The following is a 15,733-nucleotide window of genomic DNA, read 5'->3' on the forward strand; positions in this document are numbered from 1 at the left end:
AAACAAGCCCGATTTGAGCTTGTTTGTACGATTATAAGTTGATTTTTTCCAGCATCCGTTTTTCTTCATTTTTCATCTGCTGACAAAAATCATCATATCCAGTGTAGGCTTGAGGAATTTGGAAGTAATAGCTAAATAGCTTTCCGCCCAATCCAGACAGTTCTCCAATTTCTTCCAAACCAGATTTTTTAGTACTTGGTTGGATAAAACCGCCTTGTTTAGCTTGTAAAATATGCACATAAGTCGTTAACTGATTGTAGTCATTACGACTATCCAAAAATCGTTTATACTTGGTATCGATTGGTATTCCTTGATAAACAAAATCAGGATAACGGGGCGAATGTACTGGATTTTTAAACAAATGGAGCGTTTTTAAATTTGAACCACGACCATAGTGCTCCCAATTTGTAACGTTTCCAATGTATTCCTCCCAAAGCCACGCAATATCAATGAGAAATCCGTTGATATTTTGGTCTTGGTTGCCAAAATGAATCTTTTCTTCCTGCAAAATTCGAATACAAAGATTTTGCAAGTGCCCATATTCTTCGTAATAGCCGTGCCTAAGAGGTGAATTGATATTTCTCAGCAACACAGTTTCTCTATCCATTAAAGAATAAGAAGGTGTTAGTTGTCGTATAATCTGGACATGTTCTCGAATGGTTGGTTCAGTGTCTAGGATGAAGGCTTGGTGATGACAAATTTTTTCAATGGTATGTCGAATAAGCTGGTTTACAGGATTGTCAAACGAAAACTCTCTGGTTTGATAGGCAATGCGACCTGTAAAAAGAGTATTTTGTCGGATATGCCGTGAAATGTCTATCCGTCCCCTAAGATGGCTGTCGTTGTAATTATTTTTAACATATTCTTTATAAAACCCTTTGGACATAGCTTTATTCAAGTAATAAGGAAATAGAAAGACAAGCAAGTCATAGAAAGATTGATTTCGCTGGCTATTTAATTGATGCTTAGTAACGTTGTAATGTAGGACCGTTTCCAACATGTATTGTAGAAAGAAATCATCTCCATCGTCAAGACTAAACCTTGACCGAATCGTCATACTCTCCCCTTGACCTGCAAGAAAACCAACCAGATTGCAGGTCCACCACTGTCCATTTCTCAATTCAAAGATAGATTGTTCTGCTCTCAGATCTGAAGATTGGTTTACATTTGGCGGAAAAAGCAGGAAATCTTCCCCAGCTAACTGCTTTAGGGTTCGATTACTTAAGTTTTCTAAAAGCACATTGGGGCTGATTTTTGAGTTGTCGGTGACAAGATAGTGAACCATCAGCCCTACTCCCCGCCAAAATAGATTGATTGTACTTGCTCCAATTTTTCAGCAGAACGCGGGTCTCCACGGAAATAGTCTTTCAATAGCGGTTGGAGTTTATTGGTCCATAACGGAGCTTCATTTATAGTTAGCTCTGGCTTAGAAGTATCTTTGAAGTAACTAGCTCCGATCTGATAATCTGCGGACAAACCACAAATGGTCATAATTACCTGATTCAAGCGTGTCATCTGCTCTTTGACATCCTGAGGCAGGGCCATATTTTCAGCGGATTGTTCAGCAGTGATTTCTATAAAGGTAAATCTTCTTCGCATTGCAAAGTCAAATGTGTCAACTGATCGATCAATGTCATTCATAGTTCCAATGATGTAGACATTTTCTGGAATATAGAATTTTTCAGTCGGATTCTTATGTAAATTTGCATACTGGGTAAAGACCGCTCCTTTGGGTCCTCTGTAACTTGGATCCAGTGAGAAGAAAAGTTCACCAAAAATTTTACTCATTTCTCCCCGATTTATTTCATCTATAATAAATACATAGGGTTTGTTTGTACTGGTTTGTTGGCTTTCTTTTAGCTTTGGCAGGATATAGGTTTCGAAAATTGGGGTTTTATAGGTTGAGTGGTAGTTCATTTCTCCCCACTTCCCAGTTTCCAAGTATTCACGAACATTTTCTAAGGTCAGACTGGCTTCATAACCTCCAGGGACGATATAGGTGATATTATGACGGCTATTGACTTTAAAATGAAAATTCTTGAGCTCTATTACATCATTTCCAATGGATTGAACAAAATCATGCCAAATTGAGTTCATATCTGCATCCAATATTTGCCCAGCTTTAGCCTTCTCACAGAAAGTCTTAAATATTCCATCTCGTAACTGAAAACCAAGACTGCTTCCTACATTTACAGGTCTAAGTCCTTCCACAAAGTCTGTGTAATCATAGCTTGGGTGAAATTGGACAAAACCAAGACGCTCTTGTTCTTCAACAGTGAGTTGCTCTATATCTTGGACACGTCCTCCACTGATGACATCAGCTGCAATCTGCTGGGCAAGATAGGTTTTGCCAGTCCCTGGGGCACCACGAAAAATCACATTCTTTGCCTCTAACAAGGTCGGGCTATACTGATTATTCAAAAACATATCTTCTTCCTCCACTAGCTTGTCTAAAGACACTATCTCATTGCGAAAGTCCCACAAAATGGAACTAAGCAAATCAGCATTCAATTCTGGATGCCGTTCTGTAAGAATTTTCACTAGCTGATAATTTTGCTTATAAACTCCACCTAGCTTCTCAAGCGAAAGCAATTTTCCCCAAATTTCTTTTTGGTTGGTTTGAAGATTGATACCTGTAAATACCTTTTGTTGACTATAAATACAGAGTAATTTTGTAACCATTGACGAACGATTAAAGAAAGAATTTAAATTTAATTCGGCATGATCAAATTCTAAAGCTAACCCTCTCTGAATAATCGCAATCAAATCATGTTTCAAACGAGAAAATGCTGTATCCAGTTCTTCAGGGTCTAACGGTTTATTATTCTGATTGCAATAGGAAGCCAGTTCCTTGCTCCAATATATCCCAAACTTTCCTGCATTACCACCACGGATTCCTAAATACAAATCTCGATATTTCCCATGTTCCAATTCGTAGCAGAGCGACTTATTTTCAGGGCCTTTGCCAGTCACATAGTCATCCAAATCCATATCCTTCAACCGTTCCAAGGGCCATGTCTGCAAGAAATCATCTGCTAATTTTTGGTTTTCCTCCTGCAACAATCTTGCCTTTGCCAGTAAATCAGACTGATTAGCAAGATACCATTCAGAAAAGTAATCTAGACTTATTTTTGACATACAAACCTCCTATGTTATTCTATTATACTCTATTTATATGTGTATGAACAAGAAAACAAGCCTGATTTGAGCTTGTTTGTTATTAGGACCAAGGTAATGATAAGAAATTTCCGACACACTCAAAAATAATTTTAGCTGCTTTTGGTTTCCACTTGTATAGCATAACACATCCATAGATTAAGCTGAAGAAGGAGAATGTGATCAATAATGGGCCTTCCCATATACTTTTGGCAAAAACAGTTGCCACTAGATATAAAAATAATCCAGCGAGTAGGAACGATAAAATCATACGATAAAAATAGTTCATAAGCCATTACCTCCTGTGTAAGTATAGAGTAGCAAAAACTGTAAGCGTTGTCAAATGTTTACTTATAGAAAACAGGTAAGAATTGTGCTATACTGAAACTAGAAAACTAAAGGAGAGACTATATGCCATTTGTACGAATTGATTTATTTGAAGGACGCACTGAGGAGCAAAAAATTGCCCTAGCCCGCGAAGTTACCGAAGTGGTATCCCGCAATACCAATGCTCCCAAAGAAGCCATTCACATTTTCATCAACGATATGCCTGAAGGAACCTACTACCCACAAGGTGAAATGAAACGTAAATAAGAGAAAACACTCTTGCAACAAAATGCAAGAGTGTTTCTTTGTATCAAATCTTATTTCTTATCGTCTTCATCCATGCTGAGAACGCTGAGGAAGGCTTCTTGTGGAACTTCGACAGATCCGATGGCCTTCATCCGTTTTTTACCAGCTTTTTGCTTTTCTAGGAGTTTGCGTTTACGGGAAACGTCACCACCATAACACTTGGCCAAAACGTTCTTCCGAAGAGCCTTGATGTCGCTACGGGCAACAATTTTCTGACCGATAGCTGCTTGGATTGGTACTTCAAACTGTTGACGCGGAATGATTTTCTTGAGTTTGTCCACGATAATTTTCCCACGTTCATAGGCAAATTCCTTGTGGACGATAAAGCTGAGGGCATCAACCTTGTCGCCATTGAGGAGAATGTCCATTTTCACCAACTTGGATGAGCGGTATTCCGAAATCTCATAGTCAAAGCTGGCATAGCCACGGGTAGAAGACTTGAGTTTGTCAAAGAAGTCAAAAACAATCTCCGCAAGTGGAATTTGGTAGATGACATTGACACGATTATCATCGATGTAATCCATAGTCACAAAGTCACCGCGTTTGCGTTGGGCCAATTCCATGACTGCACCGACGTATTCCTGCGGTACCATGATTTGTGCTTTAACGTAAGGTTCTTCAATGTTGGCAATCTTAGTTGGGTCTGGGAACTCTGACGGGTTGGCCACATCAATAGACTCTCCGTCCGTCATGTTGACATGGTAAACTACCGACGGAGCTGTCATGATGAGGTCAATGTTGAACTCACGCTCAATTCGTTCTTGGATAACATCCATGTGCAAGAGCCCCAAGAATCCACATCGGAAACCAAATCCGAGTGCCTGCGATGTTTCTGGTTCAAACTGCAAGCTGGCATCGTTGAGCTGGAGTTTTTCTAAAGCTTCACGCAAGTCATTATACTTATTGGAATCAATCGGATAGATACCGGCAAAGACCATTGGGTTCATCTGCTTGTAGCCCGCTAGTGGCTCGCTGGCAGGATTTTCAGCCAAGGTCACCGTATCACCGACACGGGTATCTGCAACCGTCTTGATAGAGGCTGCAATGTAACCAACATCACCCGTCGCCAAGTAATCACGACCGATTGCTTTAGGTGTGAAAATCCCCACTTCCGTCACATCAAAGGTCTTGCCATTGCTCATCATTTGAATGGTATCCCCTGGTTTTACCACACCATTGACGATCCGAACTTGCAAGATAACGCCTCGATAAGAATCGTAAACAGAGTCAAAAATCAAGGCTTGTAAAGGAGCAGCCACATCACCTGTCGGTGCTGGAACCTTCTCTACGATTTGCTCCAAGATTTCTTCGATACCAATACCTGCCTTAGCAGATGTTGGCACGGCCTCTGAGGCATCCAAACCAATCACATCTTCGATTTCCTGACGGACACGTTCAGGATCCGCTGCTGGCAGGTCAATCTTGTTAATGATAGGCAAGATTTCCAAGTCATTATCCAAGGCCAGATAAACGTTAGCCAAGGTCTGTGCTTCAATCCCTTGAGCCGCGTCCACCACCAAGATTGCTCCTTCACAGGCAGCTAGGGAACGTGAAACCTCATAGGTAAAGTCCACGTGTCCAGGCGTGTCAATCAAGTGGAAAATGTATGTCTCTCCATCTTTAGCTGTATAGTTGAGTTCGATTGCGTTGAGTTTAATTGTGATACCACGCTCGCGTTCTAAGTCCATACTATCCAGCAACTGGGCTTGCATTTCACGGCTGGAAACTGTTTCCGTCTTCTCAAGAATGCGGTCAGCCAGAGTTGATTTTCCATGATCAATATGGGCAATAATGGAGAAATTACGAATTTTCTCCTGTCGTTTTTTCAAATCTTCTAAATTCATGTTTCTTCCTCTACAAGGGTATTACTCCTCATTATATCAGATTTAGTGATAATTTTCCATAAGAAAAACACCTAGAAAACTAGGTGTCTGCTCTGCTATTTTCCCAGCCAAAGACCGATCTCTCGTTCGGCTGCTTCTGCACTATCTGAGCCATGAACGACATTTGCCACAATTCCCTCAACGGGCGCTGTCGCAAAATCTCCACGAATAGTCCCAGGTAGGGCATTTACTGGATTGGTAGCTCCCATCATATCTCGCCAAGATTTGATAATTTCTGGCCCTTCTATAATGCCAGCTATCATCGGCCCGCTCGTCATATATTGTACTAATTGCGGGAAGAAAGGTTTATCTGTCAAATGATCATAATGTTGACTGATTAGCTCTTCTGTCGCTGTAACCATTTTTAAATCTCGGATTTGAAATCCCCTGCGTTCGATACGTGAAAGAATTTGTCCTGCAAGTCCACGCTTAAGAGCATCTGGTTTGATGATGAAGAAAGTACGTTCCATGATTTTTCTCCTGAACAGTTTATTAGATGTTACTTAAGATAGCATCCCATGCCTGATCGTATCCGTGACGAGTTTCAGAAGAAAAGATAACGAATTGATCATTTTTATCAAAATCCAATTTCTTTTTAATCATCGATTCGTGCTTATTCCACTTTCCTCGTGGGATTTTATCAGCCTTCGTTGCCACAATAATAACAGGAATTTCATAATATTTCAAGAAATCATACATTTGAACATCATCTGCTGATGGCTCATGACGCATGTCTACTAAACTCACCACAACACGTAGATTTTCTCGTGTCGTCAAATACTCTTCAATCATTTTGCCCCACTTAGCGCGCTCCGTTTTGGATACTTTAGCATAGCCATAACCTGGAACATCTACAAATCGAATTTTATCATCTATATTATAAAAATTGAGTTGTTGAGTCTTTCCTGGTTTTCCTGACGTACGTGCAAGATTTTTTCTTCCTAGAAGAGTATTGATAAATGAGGACTTTCCAACGTTAGATCGCCCGGCAAGGGCAATTTCTGGAATGTCATCGCCCGGATACTGGGCTTTTGAAACAGCACTGAGCAAAATCTCAGCATTATGTGTGTTGATTTCCATTTTATACCTTTCATAAATAAGGGTAGAAAACAATCAGTTTCCACCCTTTATTTTTTATGCAGTTTCTAGTAAAGGCTTTTCCTTACCGTCTACTGCTGCTTTTGTTACACGAACACGTTTAACGTTATCTTGGCCTGGCACCTCAAACATGACATCCAACATCGTTTCTTCAATGATGGAGCGAAGTCCACGAGCACCAGTCTTACGTTCAATTGCTTTTTCTGCAATTGCTAACAAGGCGTCCTCATCAAAGTCAAGCTCGACGTCATCATAAGACAAGAGTGTCTGGTATTGTTTTACAAGAGCATTCTTCGGTTCCGTCAAAATGCGTACCAAATCCTCTGTTGTCAATTGGTCCAAAGCTGCAAATACAGGCAAGCGACCAATCAACTCTGGAATGATACCGAATTTTTGAATATCGTCTGCAATGATATGTTGCATGTATGATTCTTTTTCATCAATAGCACGATTATTATGACCAAAACCGATGATTTTTTCACCGAGACGCTGTTTGACGATTTCTTCGATACCATCAAATGCACCGCCAACGATAAACAGGATATTTTTGGTGTCCACGTGAATCATTTCTTGGTTTGGATGTTTGCGTCCGCCTTGTGGTGGTACGCTGGCCACAGTTCCCTCGATAATTTTTAGGAGAGCTTGCTGGACACCTTCACCAGATACATCGCGGGTAATGGACACATTTTCACCTTTTTTGGCAATCTTATCAATTTCATCCACATAGATAATTCCTCTTTCTGCACGGTCGATGTTAAAGTCTGCAGCCTGCAAAAGTTTGAGAAGGATATTTTCCACGTCTTCACCAACGTAACCAGCCTCAGTTAGTGCTGTCGCATCTGCAATGGCGAATGGTACATTCAAACTTTTGGCCAAGGTTTGAGCCAAGAAAGTCTTACCAGAACCAGTCGGGCCAATCATGAGGATATTTGATTTTTGCAAATCAACATCGTTCTCATCACGGCTATCTTGGAAATTGATACGTTTGTAGTGGTTGTAAACGGCTACTGCTAAAGCACGTTTTGCACGATCCTGTCCGATGACGTAGTTGTTCAGGATATTGAGTAATTCTTGTGGCTTTGGCGTATCGGCCAAGTCTGTCAAAACTTCTTCTGCCAGTTCCTCACGAATGATTTCCTGTGCTAGTTCCACGCACTCATTACAAATGAAGACATTGTTCCCTGCGATAATTTTTTTAACTTCTTCTTGATTTTTTCCGCAAAATGAGCAATAAATAAACTCATGTGTATGCTTAACAGCCATGTAATTCCTCTTTCATATCTCTTATCTAAATAAAAAGCCATAAATGGCATGAATACTATTAACCAGATTGGTAAAAGCATTCAGTAAAAATAAAATTGCTAAACCAAAACGTTTCTTCCGAAAGGCTTGAATCGCACAAAGTACACAAATCCCACAGAGAAATGCTGTAAATAAACCGAATAAACTTCTCTCCATGCCTAACCATCTCTTCTTTCATAGGTTTTTATTGTAAAATCATACGGGTTTTTCTCGTCTTTTGGACGTAAGTTGGAGCTTTGTAGCTGAAATTTCTCCATAGGAAATGCTTTCGGAAAGTACACATCGCCATTAAATTGACCATGAATATCTGTCACTATTAATGTTTCAATGTAAGGTGCAAAGGCAGTAAAAATTTGTCCCCCACCAAGCACAAATAGTGTCTGTTCCTGTTTGTTATACCAATCTAGGACATCTTCCACACTGTGTAAAATGGTAACACGTTCACTCTCCAGTTGATAGGTTGTATCCGTTGTCAAAACGATGGTGTGACGATTGGGAAGAGCACGTTTACCCATGCCGTCGAAGGTTATACGTCCCATCACCATCGTGTGACCTGTTGTCGTTTCTTTGAAATGAGCTAAGTCAGCTGGCAATGACCAAGGAAGTCTATCACCTTTTCCAATCAATCCATTTTCATCTTGAGCCCAAATGGCAACAATCTTTTTAGTCATTTTCTCTCACTTTCCGTCCTATCATTCTATCAAAAAAACATGAAAAATGCACTTACCAAGTAGGCCAAGCGCAAATTTTATAACTAGAACCAATTCCTCAATTTTATATATTCTTGATGGACGAAATTCTACTTACCACTGTTTATTAACTTAAATCGCTAAATCAAACTTCAACTGCGGTTTAACTGGATTGTAATCCACCAATTCAAAATCTTCTGCCCGAATATCAAAGAAATTGGTACCATCAGGAACATTTAAGACCAAACGTGGCTCAACTTCAGATGGTGTGCGACGGAGTAATTCTTCAGCTTGTTCAAACTGATTGTCATAGATGTGAAGATTGTTGATGAAATAGAAAAACTTCCCAACCTTCCAGCCAAAATGTTTAGCAATCATCATCTGAAGGGCTACATACTGCATAGCGTTGATATGATGGGCTACCAACATATCATTTGACCGTTGGGTCAGAGTTGCATCCAGATAAATTTCTCCATTCACACGACGAACATCGAACATGGTCTGAAAGGCACATGGCAAAAGACCCGCGGATTGGTCAAATGCTTCATAATCCCACAAAGAAATCACATTGCGACGGTTCCATGGATTTTCTTCCAATTGCTTGAGGATTTTTGAAATGATGTCATGTTTTTTCACAATAGCACCGTAACGTTCACCGATTGTGCCTGTTCCCTCAACTTCCCAATCATTCCAATACTGGACACCGTATTTTTCCTGTAAAACAGACAAGTCATTAGTCTGATCTTGGTAAATCCAGAGAATTTCTTTAATGGCTGATTTGATTGGAATAGGTCTAAGTGTTGTAATAGGAAACTCGCCCTTGGCCAAGTCATACTCCGCAAAGGAACCTGTAATGTACTTGGAATTAGCAACGTTTCCATCCTTGTAACGTGGGCGAGCATTTTCTGAAAAAACGCCCTCTTCCATAATCTTACGAATGTTTTCTTTAAAAATAATATCTGCTTTAGTCATGGTCTTAGTATAGCAAATTCTAGCAAAAAACTCCAGTTTTGCACCGGAGTTCTCATTTGAAAAAGAATGAATAAAAATTAAGGTGGAACAAACCAGATAGGGCAGTTATTAGGCTGAACAATATAAAATACAAGGCAACCAAGAGAACACTCAACAATATCTGACGAACATTTTTAGTGTAAATAGCCGTTGGTAAACTAGCGAGACCGAAAAAGGGAATGATGAAAAATGTTAGTTTAAAATTCACATTTACAATATCAAACCATTGGCCTATTGGTAAAAATAGCATGACGATGAGAAAAATTGCAATACCGTACAAAACTAGATTTAATCTTTTTAGTAAAGCCAGGTTCATAACTACTCCTTCTAGGGGCCAAATATAAAGTAGCCAATACCGAATATCAGAGGAAATGAGATCATTAAGAAGATACTAATCAAACCAGTCCACAATTTTTTATAATAGATAGATAGTATAAGAATTAGAGTCCCCAGTAGAGGGAGAATCAACATGGTTGCTACGTTTCCCCAGCTAGACGGGAAAAACCAGTCACGAATCCAGTTATCAAGGAAAAAGGCAGATAACAAAATCAATAAACCAAGAATGGTCAGATAGTTGATTATTTTAGACATATTTACCTGTTTCATAAGGTGACACTCCTTTCTCTTTACATTTTCATTGTACGCTTAAATACTACATTTTTCAATATATGTATATAAAGAAATTGTGACGGCGGATTTTAAAAAAGCAGAGGGAACTCTGCTTTGAACGATTATTTCAAGACGAGTGATGCTGCGCCCAATACACCTGCATCATTACCGCGTGTTGCCAAGACAATTTGTGTACTTTCCTTGATTTGTGGGAAGCTATTTTCAGCAAAGACCTTGCGAACACCATCCAATAAAAACTCTCCTGCAGCTGATACACCGCCACCCAGAACGATGTAGGCAGGATTGAGGACTGCAGCAATGTTTGCACAAGCAACACCTAGGTATTCTGAGAAGTGACGGTAGACAATCAAAGCCAAATCATCGCCTTCTTTTGCCAAATCAAAGACATCCTTAGCCGTTACATCTTGGCCATCATCAATCATTTGTTTCAGTTTTGCATCGCCAGCGTATTGATCAGCATAGCGACGGCTGAGATTGACAATACCTGTCGCAGAAGCAACTGTTTCTAGACAACCTTTCTTACCACAAGTACATGCAAATGGCTCATCAAAGTCAACTGTGATATGGCCCAATTCACCACCAGCACCTTTGACACCACGAATCAAGTTTCCAGCAGCGATGACACCGCCACCGACACCTGTACCAAGCGTCATAAAGACAACGTTTGGATTGTTGTTTCCTGCACCAACCCACTGCTCACCAAGAGCTGCAACGTTGGCATCATTGTCGATAAAGAATGGCAAACCAAGGGCAGATTCAAACTGCTCTTTAACCAATTGCAAGGTTTTCCAGTTGAGGTTATAGGCACCGATAACAGTACCAGCTTCGCTATCAACCACACCAGGAGACCCCATACCAACACCCAAGAAATCATCCTTTGTCAAACCATGAGTTTCAAAGCGATGTTGAATACTCTCAATAATATCAGGAACAATGTGACTTCCTTCATCCAAAATATTTGTCTTGATGGACCATTTTTCTTGAATCTCACCATCAGTCGTCAGAATTGCCAACTTAACAGATGTACCACCCAAGTCAATACCGATAATTTTTTTAGACATAATCATCACCTCAAATGTATTTTCTTTATTATATCACAATGCAAAGGTTTGCGTAAAGCCTTTTCATAAATTTGTACTTATAAGAAATGCCCTATCTAAAAAGATAGAGCAAAATTAAAAATTGAATATGTAAGATAAACCTTCCAATGGAAAAGAGCATAACTGTTGTAAAATTACTACCTTCCTTGGTCCCATTGTAGAGAAAGAGGGTGGAGATAAAGGTAAAGCCCATAGCAAATCCAACCATCTGAACAGCATGATAAGACTGACTGTAAAAATAAAGCGTGACAGCCAGCAAGAGCATGGATAAGACCGTTAATAACAAGCGCAATGTATTCATTTTTTTGGTCTTTAGATAGCTAAACAAAGCCGCTCCCAAGGTCACCAAAAGATAGATGACCATATAAGACATGACAAGAACTTTCATCTAGCCCTCCAACTCGCTCAGATACTCATACCGCTCATATTTTTCCAAGAGCTGTTCATTTTTCTCATCCAACTCTTTCTGCAAGTCGGATAGGCGGGTAAAGTCACTGCCACAAGTTAGCATTTCCGCCTCGATTGCCGCAATCCGTTCCTCCAGACCAGCAATCTCCTCCTCAATGGTCGCCCACTCCTGCTTCTCAAAATAGGACATCCGCTTCTTGTTCTCTCTGACCTTCTCGATTTTCTCCTTTGGTTTTTCCAAAGAAATAGCAGAGCTGGAAGCCAGAAAGGTCTTTTCATCCAGATAGTCCGTGTAGTTGCCAAAGAAGGTCTGAATACCGCCCTCCTCAAAAGCGAGGATTTTGGTCGCAACCTTGTCTAGGAAATAACGGTCGTGACTAACGGTAATGACTGGACCAGTAAAGCCCTGCAAGAAATGTTCCAAGACTGTCAGAGTCGCTATATCCAAATCGTTGGTCGGCTCATCTAGTAAGAGAACATTGGGCCGTTGCAAGAGAATCTTAAGCAAATAAAGTCGCTTCTTCTCCCCACCTGATAACTTTTCAATCAAGGTACCGTGGGTATTACGTGGGAAGAGGAATTGCTCCAAGAGTTCTGCAATAGAAACCATACCAGATGTCGTCTGAGCTTCTTCTGCCACTTCCTGCAAGAAATTGATGACCCGCTTGCTTTCGTCCAAGCCCTTGATGGTCTGAGAAAAATAACCGATACGGATGGTTTCACCAATATCTACCTTACCGCTGTCTGCCTGCAAATCACCTGCGATTAGATTGAGTAAGGTAGATTTTCCTTTACCATTATCACCAACAATACCGATGCGGTCCTTGTTTTGAATGAGCAGATTAAAGTCTTTTAAAATGGGCTTGTCAGGATAGGAAAAGCTGACATTTTCAAATTTAATGACTTTTTTACCGATACGAGAGGTTTCAAAATTGATTTCCAGTTCACTATCGTCTATCTTGTTGGCTAAATCGCCTTTGAGGTCATGGAAACGATTGATGCGAGCCTGCTGCTTGGTTGCACGAGCTTGGGGTTGTCTACGCATCCAAGCCAGCTCCTGCTTGTAAAGTTGCTCTTTCTTATGGCGAAGAGCGGCATCTCGCTCGTCCTGCTCCGCTTTTAAGCGAACATAATCCTGGTAATTTCCCTGATATTCGGTCAAGCTGGCGCGATCCAATTCAAAAATCCGTGTGGCTACATTGTCCAAGAAATAGCGATCGTGGGTAATAAAGAGAACAGACTTTTTAGTATTTTTCAAAAAAGTCGTCAACCACTCAATGGTATCAATGTCCAGGTGGTTAGTCGGTTCATCCAGCAAGAGCAAGTCAGCATTGCCAAGGAGGACTTGAGCCAATTGCACTCTTCTACGTAGGCCACCTGATAACTCAGCAACAGTTTTGTTGAGGTCTGTTAGACCTAGTTTTGAAAGAACTGTTTTAACCTGGCTTTCAATCTCCCAAGCATTGAGAGAATCCATCTCTGCCATGACTTTCTCCAGTCTTGCTTGACTGGCTTCATCGTAATGAGATAAGAGCAATTCGTATTCACGAATCAGCTGGGTTTCACGGAGGTCAGATGAAAGGACGGTGTCTAAAACCGTCTTACTGTCATCAAAATCAGGTTCCTGGGTCAGATAGGCGATTTTATAGGCATTTTTAGTGCGAAAAGGCGACACGTCTCCATCAAAACCGATGCGACCTGACAGAACATCCAACAAAGTCGTCTTTCCTGTACCATTGACCCCGATAATCCCGATTCGGTCGCCCTGATGAATGATGAAAGACAGATCTGCAAAGACCGTTTTATCTCCGACAGATTTAGTCAGGTGTTCAACGATAAAATCACTCATTCTCTAAAATTCCTTTCACAAATGTCATAATCGCTTGCTCTTCGTTTTCCAGCTGTCCTTCCACAATCTGGAATTCCACCTCTTTGAGTAGTTCTCCTAATACTGGACCTGGTTTGAGGTCAAATGCCTTCATCAGATGACCACCATTGACAACAATTTCATGCTTGTCATGGATAGTCAAGGCTTGGTCAATCTTGTCAATTGCTGCAAAATCTATAGTCAAACCTTGTGCATGACGGAGTTCCTCTACCAAGCACAAGAATTCTTTGCCATACTTGAAACAGATTTGCTTGGTAACAGATCCTGCTTGGCGGAGCTGATAAATCTCTACCAACTTGACCACGCTGCGTTGGAAATCATTGCTGGTTTTCCATTTTTTCAGGAAGGATTTGATGTTATCAATACCTAGGCAGACAAAGAGCATGGCCCAAGCTTGTTCAGAAGTTGAAAATTGGAAGTCTTCTGCCAAACTGGACAGCATTCTAGCCAGCTGTTCTCCTTTTCCAACTAAATCAGGCAAGAAATTGTAAGCCTTAGACTCAATCATAGCACGCAAGCCTTTTCGCCAAAAATCCGCCATCAAGAGTTTATCAAACTCGATAAAACTGCGCTCCACAGAGATTTTTTCCAAGAGCGGTGCGGTTTCAACCATAGCTGTGAAGGTCGTCGGCTCAATTTCAAAGTCCAAGGTCGCAGCAAAACGAAAACCTCGCATGATACGGAGGGCATCTTCGTTGAAACGTTCAGCCGGGATGCCTACAGCCCGTAGGGTGCTGTTTTCTAAGTCAGTCATCCCATCAAAGAGATCAACAATCTGTGCGTCTTCATCCAGAGCAAAGGCATTGACTGTGAAGTCGCGACGTTTGAGATCCTCTTCTAAGGAACGCACAAAAGAAACCTGACTCGGCCTACGGAAGTCGACATACTCCTCCTCTGTCCGAAAGGTGGTAATTTCATACTCCTTTTTCCCCTCTAATACTAACACCGTACCGTGTTCAATTCCGACATCAATAGTCCGTGAAAAGATTTGTTTCGTTTCCTGAGGGTAGCTGGAAGAGGCAATGTCGACATCATGAATAGGTCTGCCCAAAATGGCATCCCGCACGGAGCCACCAACAAAGTAAGCCTCAAAGCCAGCTGCTTTAATTTTCTCTAAAATCGGCAAAGCCTCCTGAAACTCAGAAGGCAGATTGTTTAATTTCATAATAAGTGTTCCAAACCATAAACGAGTTGTGAGCGTTTGACTACCTCTTTAATGCCGAGGTTGACACCGCCCATAAAGGAAATACGATCGTAAGAGTCATGACGAATGGTCAAGCCTTCACCCTGTGCCCCAAAAATCACTTCCTGATGGGCAACAAGGCCTGGCAAGCGTACTGAGTGGATACGGAAGCCATCAAATTCTGCACCGCGAACGCCAGCAATCAGTTCTTCTTCATCCGCTGCACCTTGAGTCTGTGACTGACGGACTCGGGAAATGAGTTCGGCCGTTTTGACAGCCGTTCCGCTCGGTGCATCCTTCTTCTTATCGTGGTGCAATTCGATAATTTCAAGATTTGGGAAATACTTGGCTGCCTGGGCTGCGAACTGCATGAGCAAGATAGCCCCAATTGCAAAGTTAGGAGCAATCAAGCCGCCCAAGCCTTTCTCAGCAGACAAGGCTGTCAATTCTTCGATTTCTTCTGGGGTAAAGCCCGTTGTACCAACCACAGGTGCAAAGCCGTTTTCCAAGGCAAAACGAGTGTTTTCATAGGCAAATTTTGGTGTTGTAAAATCCACCCATACATCTGCGTCTAAGCTAGCAACTTCTTCTTTGGTCTTGAAAACAGGAACACCGTCCACTTCTGTTTCTGTCGCAAATGGGTCCACCAAGGCAGCCAGACTAAGTTCTGCGTCGCCTTTGACCATCTCAACAGCCGTTGAGCCCATTTTCCCTTTAAATCCTGCGATAATTACCTTAATTGTCATGCAAAC

16 protein-coding genes are annotated in these 15,733 nt (G+C 41.2%); 1 reads left to right on the forward strand and 15 read right to left on the reverse strand.

Annotation, left to right across the window (positions count from 1 at the left end; genetic code table 11):
• Positions 1–31: 31 nt before the first annotated feature.
• Both SST111_RS08295 and SST111_RS08300 read right to left on the reverse strand, forming a co-directional pair.
• Entirely contained in the window at positions 32–1,285 is a 1,254-nt protein-coding gene (locus SST111_RS08295; protein WP_099810622.1) for a 5-methylcytosine restriction system specificity protein McrC, read from the reverse strand.
• Between the two features lie 5 nt (positions 1,286–1,290).
• Positions 1,291–3,138 (reverse strand): McrB family protein, encoded by a 1,848-nt coding sequence (locus tag SST111_RS08300; protein ID WP_099810624.1) that lies wholly within the window; start codon positions 3,136–3,138, stop codon positions 1,291–1,293.
• A gap of 429 nt (positions 3,139–3,567) precedes the next feature.
• Between SST111_RS08300 and SST111_RS08310 the strand changes: the two genes are divergently transcribed.
• Positions 3,568–3,750, forward strand: a complete 183-nt coding sequence (locus SST111_RS08310; protein ID WP_044681621.1) for a 4-oxalocrotonate tautomerase — start codon at positions 3,568–3,570, stop codon at positions 3,748–3,750.
• 50 nt (positions 3,751–3,800) lie between these two features.
• Here the strand turns inward: SST111_RS08310 and lepA are convergent, their stop codons facing one another.
• The 13 genes from lepA to dapB all read right to left on the reverse strand — a co-directional run bounded on the left by lepA (position 3,801) and on the right by dapB (position 15,727).
• A complete protein-coding gene (lepA, locus tag SST111_RS08315; protein ID WP_099810626.1) occupies positions 3,801–5,633 on the reverse strand; it encodes a translation elongation factor 4 in 1,833 nt (610 codons plus the stop codon).
• A 95-nt stretch (positions 5,634–5,728) separates the two neighbouring features.
• Complete coding sequence (gene ndk, locus SST111_RS08320; RefSeq protein WP_024406327.1) at positions 5,729–6,142, reverse strand: nucleoside-diphosphate kinase; 414 nt, start codon at positions 6,140–6,142, stop codon at positions 5,729–5,731.
• A gap of 22 nt (positions 6,143–6,164) precedes the next feature.
• On the reverse strand, positions 6,165–6,752 hold the full coding sequence (yihA, locus tag SST111_RS08325) for a ribosome biogenesis GTP-binding protein YihA/YsxC (protein WP_014638915.1): 588 nt from the start codon (positions 6,750–6,752) through the stop codon (positions 6,165–6,167).
• Positions 6,753–6,806: 54 nt separating this feature from the next.
• Positions 6,807–8,033 (reverse strand): ATP-dependent Clp protease ATP-binding subunit ClpX, encoded by a 1,227-nt coding sequence (gene clpX, locus SST111_RS08330; RefSeq protein ID WP_002943186.1) that lies wholly within the window; start codon positions 8,031–8,033, stop codon positions 6,807–6,809.
• A gap of 197 nt (positions 8,034–8,230) precedes the next feature.
• Positions 8,231–8,743 carry a dihydrofolate reductase gene (locus SST111_RS08340; protein ID WP_099810628.1) on the reverse strand — a complete coding sequence of 171 codons (513 nt, stop codon included), beginning with the start codon at positions 8,741–8,743 and terminating at the stop codon, positions 8,231–8,233.
• Between the two features lie 150 nt (positions 8,744–8,893).
• Positions 8,894–9,733, reverse strand: coding sequence for a thymidylate synthase (locus SST111_RS08345; RefSeq protein ID WP_099810630.1), 840 nt, complete (start codon positions 9,731–9,733; stop codon positions 8,894–8,896).
• A 52-nt stretch (positions 9,734–9,785) separates the two neighbouring features.
• Positions 9,786–10,088 (reverse strand): hypothetical protein, encoded by a 303-nt coding sequence (locus SST111_RS08350; RefSeq protein WP_044682390.1) that lies wholly within the window; start codon positions 10,086–10,088, stop codon positions 9,786–9,788.
• 11 nt (positions 10,089–10,099) lie between these two features.
• A complete protein-coding gene (locus SST111_RS08355; RefSeq protein ID WP_002934968.1) occupies positions 10,100–10,378 on the reverse strand; it encodes a hypothetical protein in 279 nt (92 codons plus the stop codon).
• Between the two features lie 125 nt (positions 10,379–10,503).
• The gene (locus SST111_RS08360; RefSeq protein ID WP_099810632.1) at positions 10,504–11,463 is read right to left on the reverse strand and encodes an ROK family glucokinase; all 960 of its coding nucleotides are present in this window, start codon (positions 11,461–11,463) and stop codon (positions 10,504–10,506) included.
• Between the two features lie 91 nt (positions 11,464–11,554).
• On the reverse strand, positions 11,555–11,890 hold the full coding sequence (locus SST111_RS08365; RefSeq protein WP_099810634.1) for a hypothetical protein: 336 nt from the start codon (positions 11,888–11,890) through the stop codon (positions 11,555–11,557).
• Positions 11,891–13,759: an ABC-F family ATP-binding cassette domain-containing protein gene (locus tag SST111_RS08370; RefSeq protein WP_099810636.1), complete on the reverse strand. Its 1,869-nt coding sequence runs from the start codon at positions 13,757–13,759 to the stop codon at positions 11,891–11,893.
• Positions 13,752–14,963 carry a CCA tRNA nucleotidyltransferase gene (locus SST111_RS08375; RefSeq protein ID WP_099810638.1) on the reverse strand — a complete coding sequence of 404 codons (1,212 nt, stop codon included), beginning with the start codon at positions 14,961–14,963 and terminating at the stop codon, positions 13,752–13,754. Before SST111_RS08375 ends, SST111_RS08370 begins: the two co-directional genes overlap by 8 nt.
• Positions 14,960–15,727, reverse strand: coding sequence for a 4-hydroxy-tetrahydrodipicolinate reductase (dapB, locus tag SST111_RS08380; RefSeq protein ID WP_099810640.1), 768 nt, complete (start codon positions 15,725–15,727; stop codon positions 14,960–14,962). The genes SST111_RS08375 and dapB overlap by 4 nt, the downstream gene beginning before the upstream one ends.
• Positions 15,728–15,733: the final 6 nt, after the last annotated feature.

The sequence above is a fragment of the Streptococcus suis YS161 genome (assembly GCF_002760245.1).
GTDB classification, from domain to species: domain Bacteria; phylum Bacillota; class Bacilli; order Lactobacillales; family Streptococcaceae; genus Streptococcus; species Streptococcus suis_I.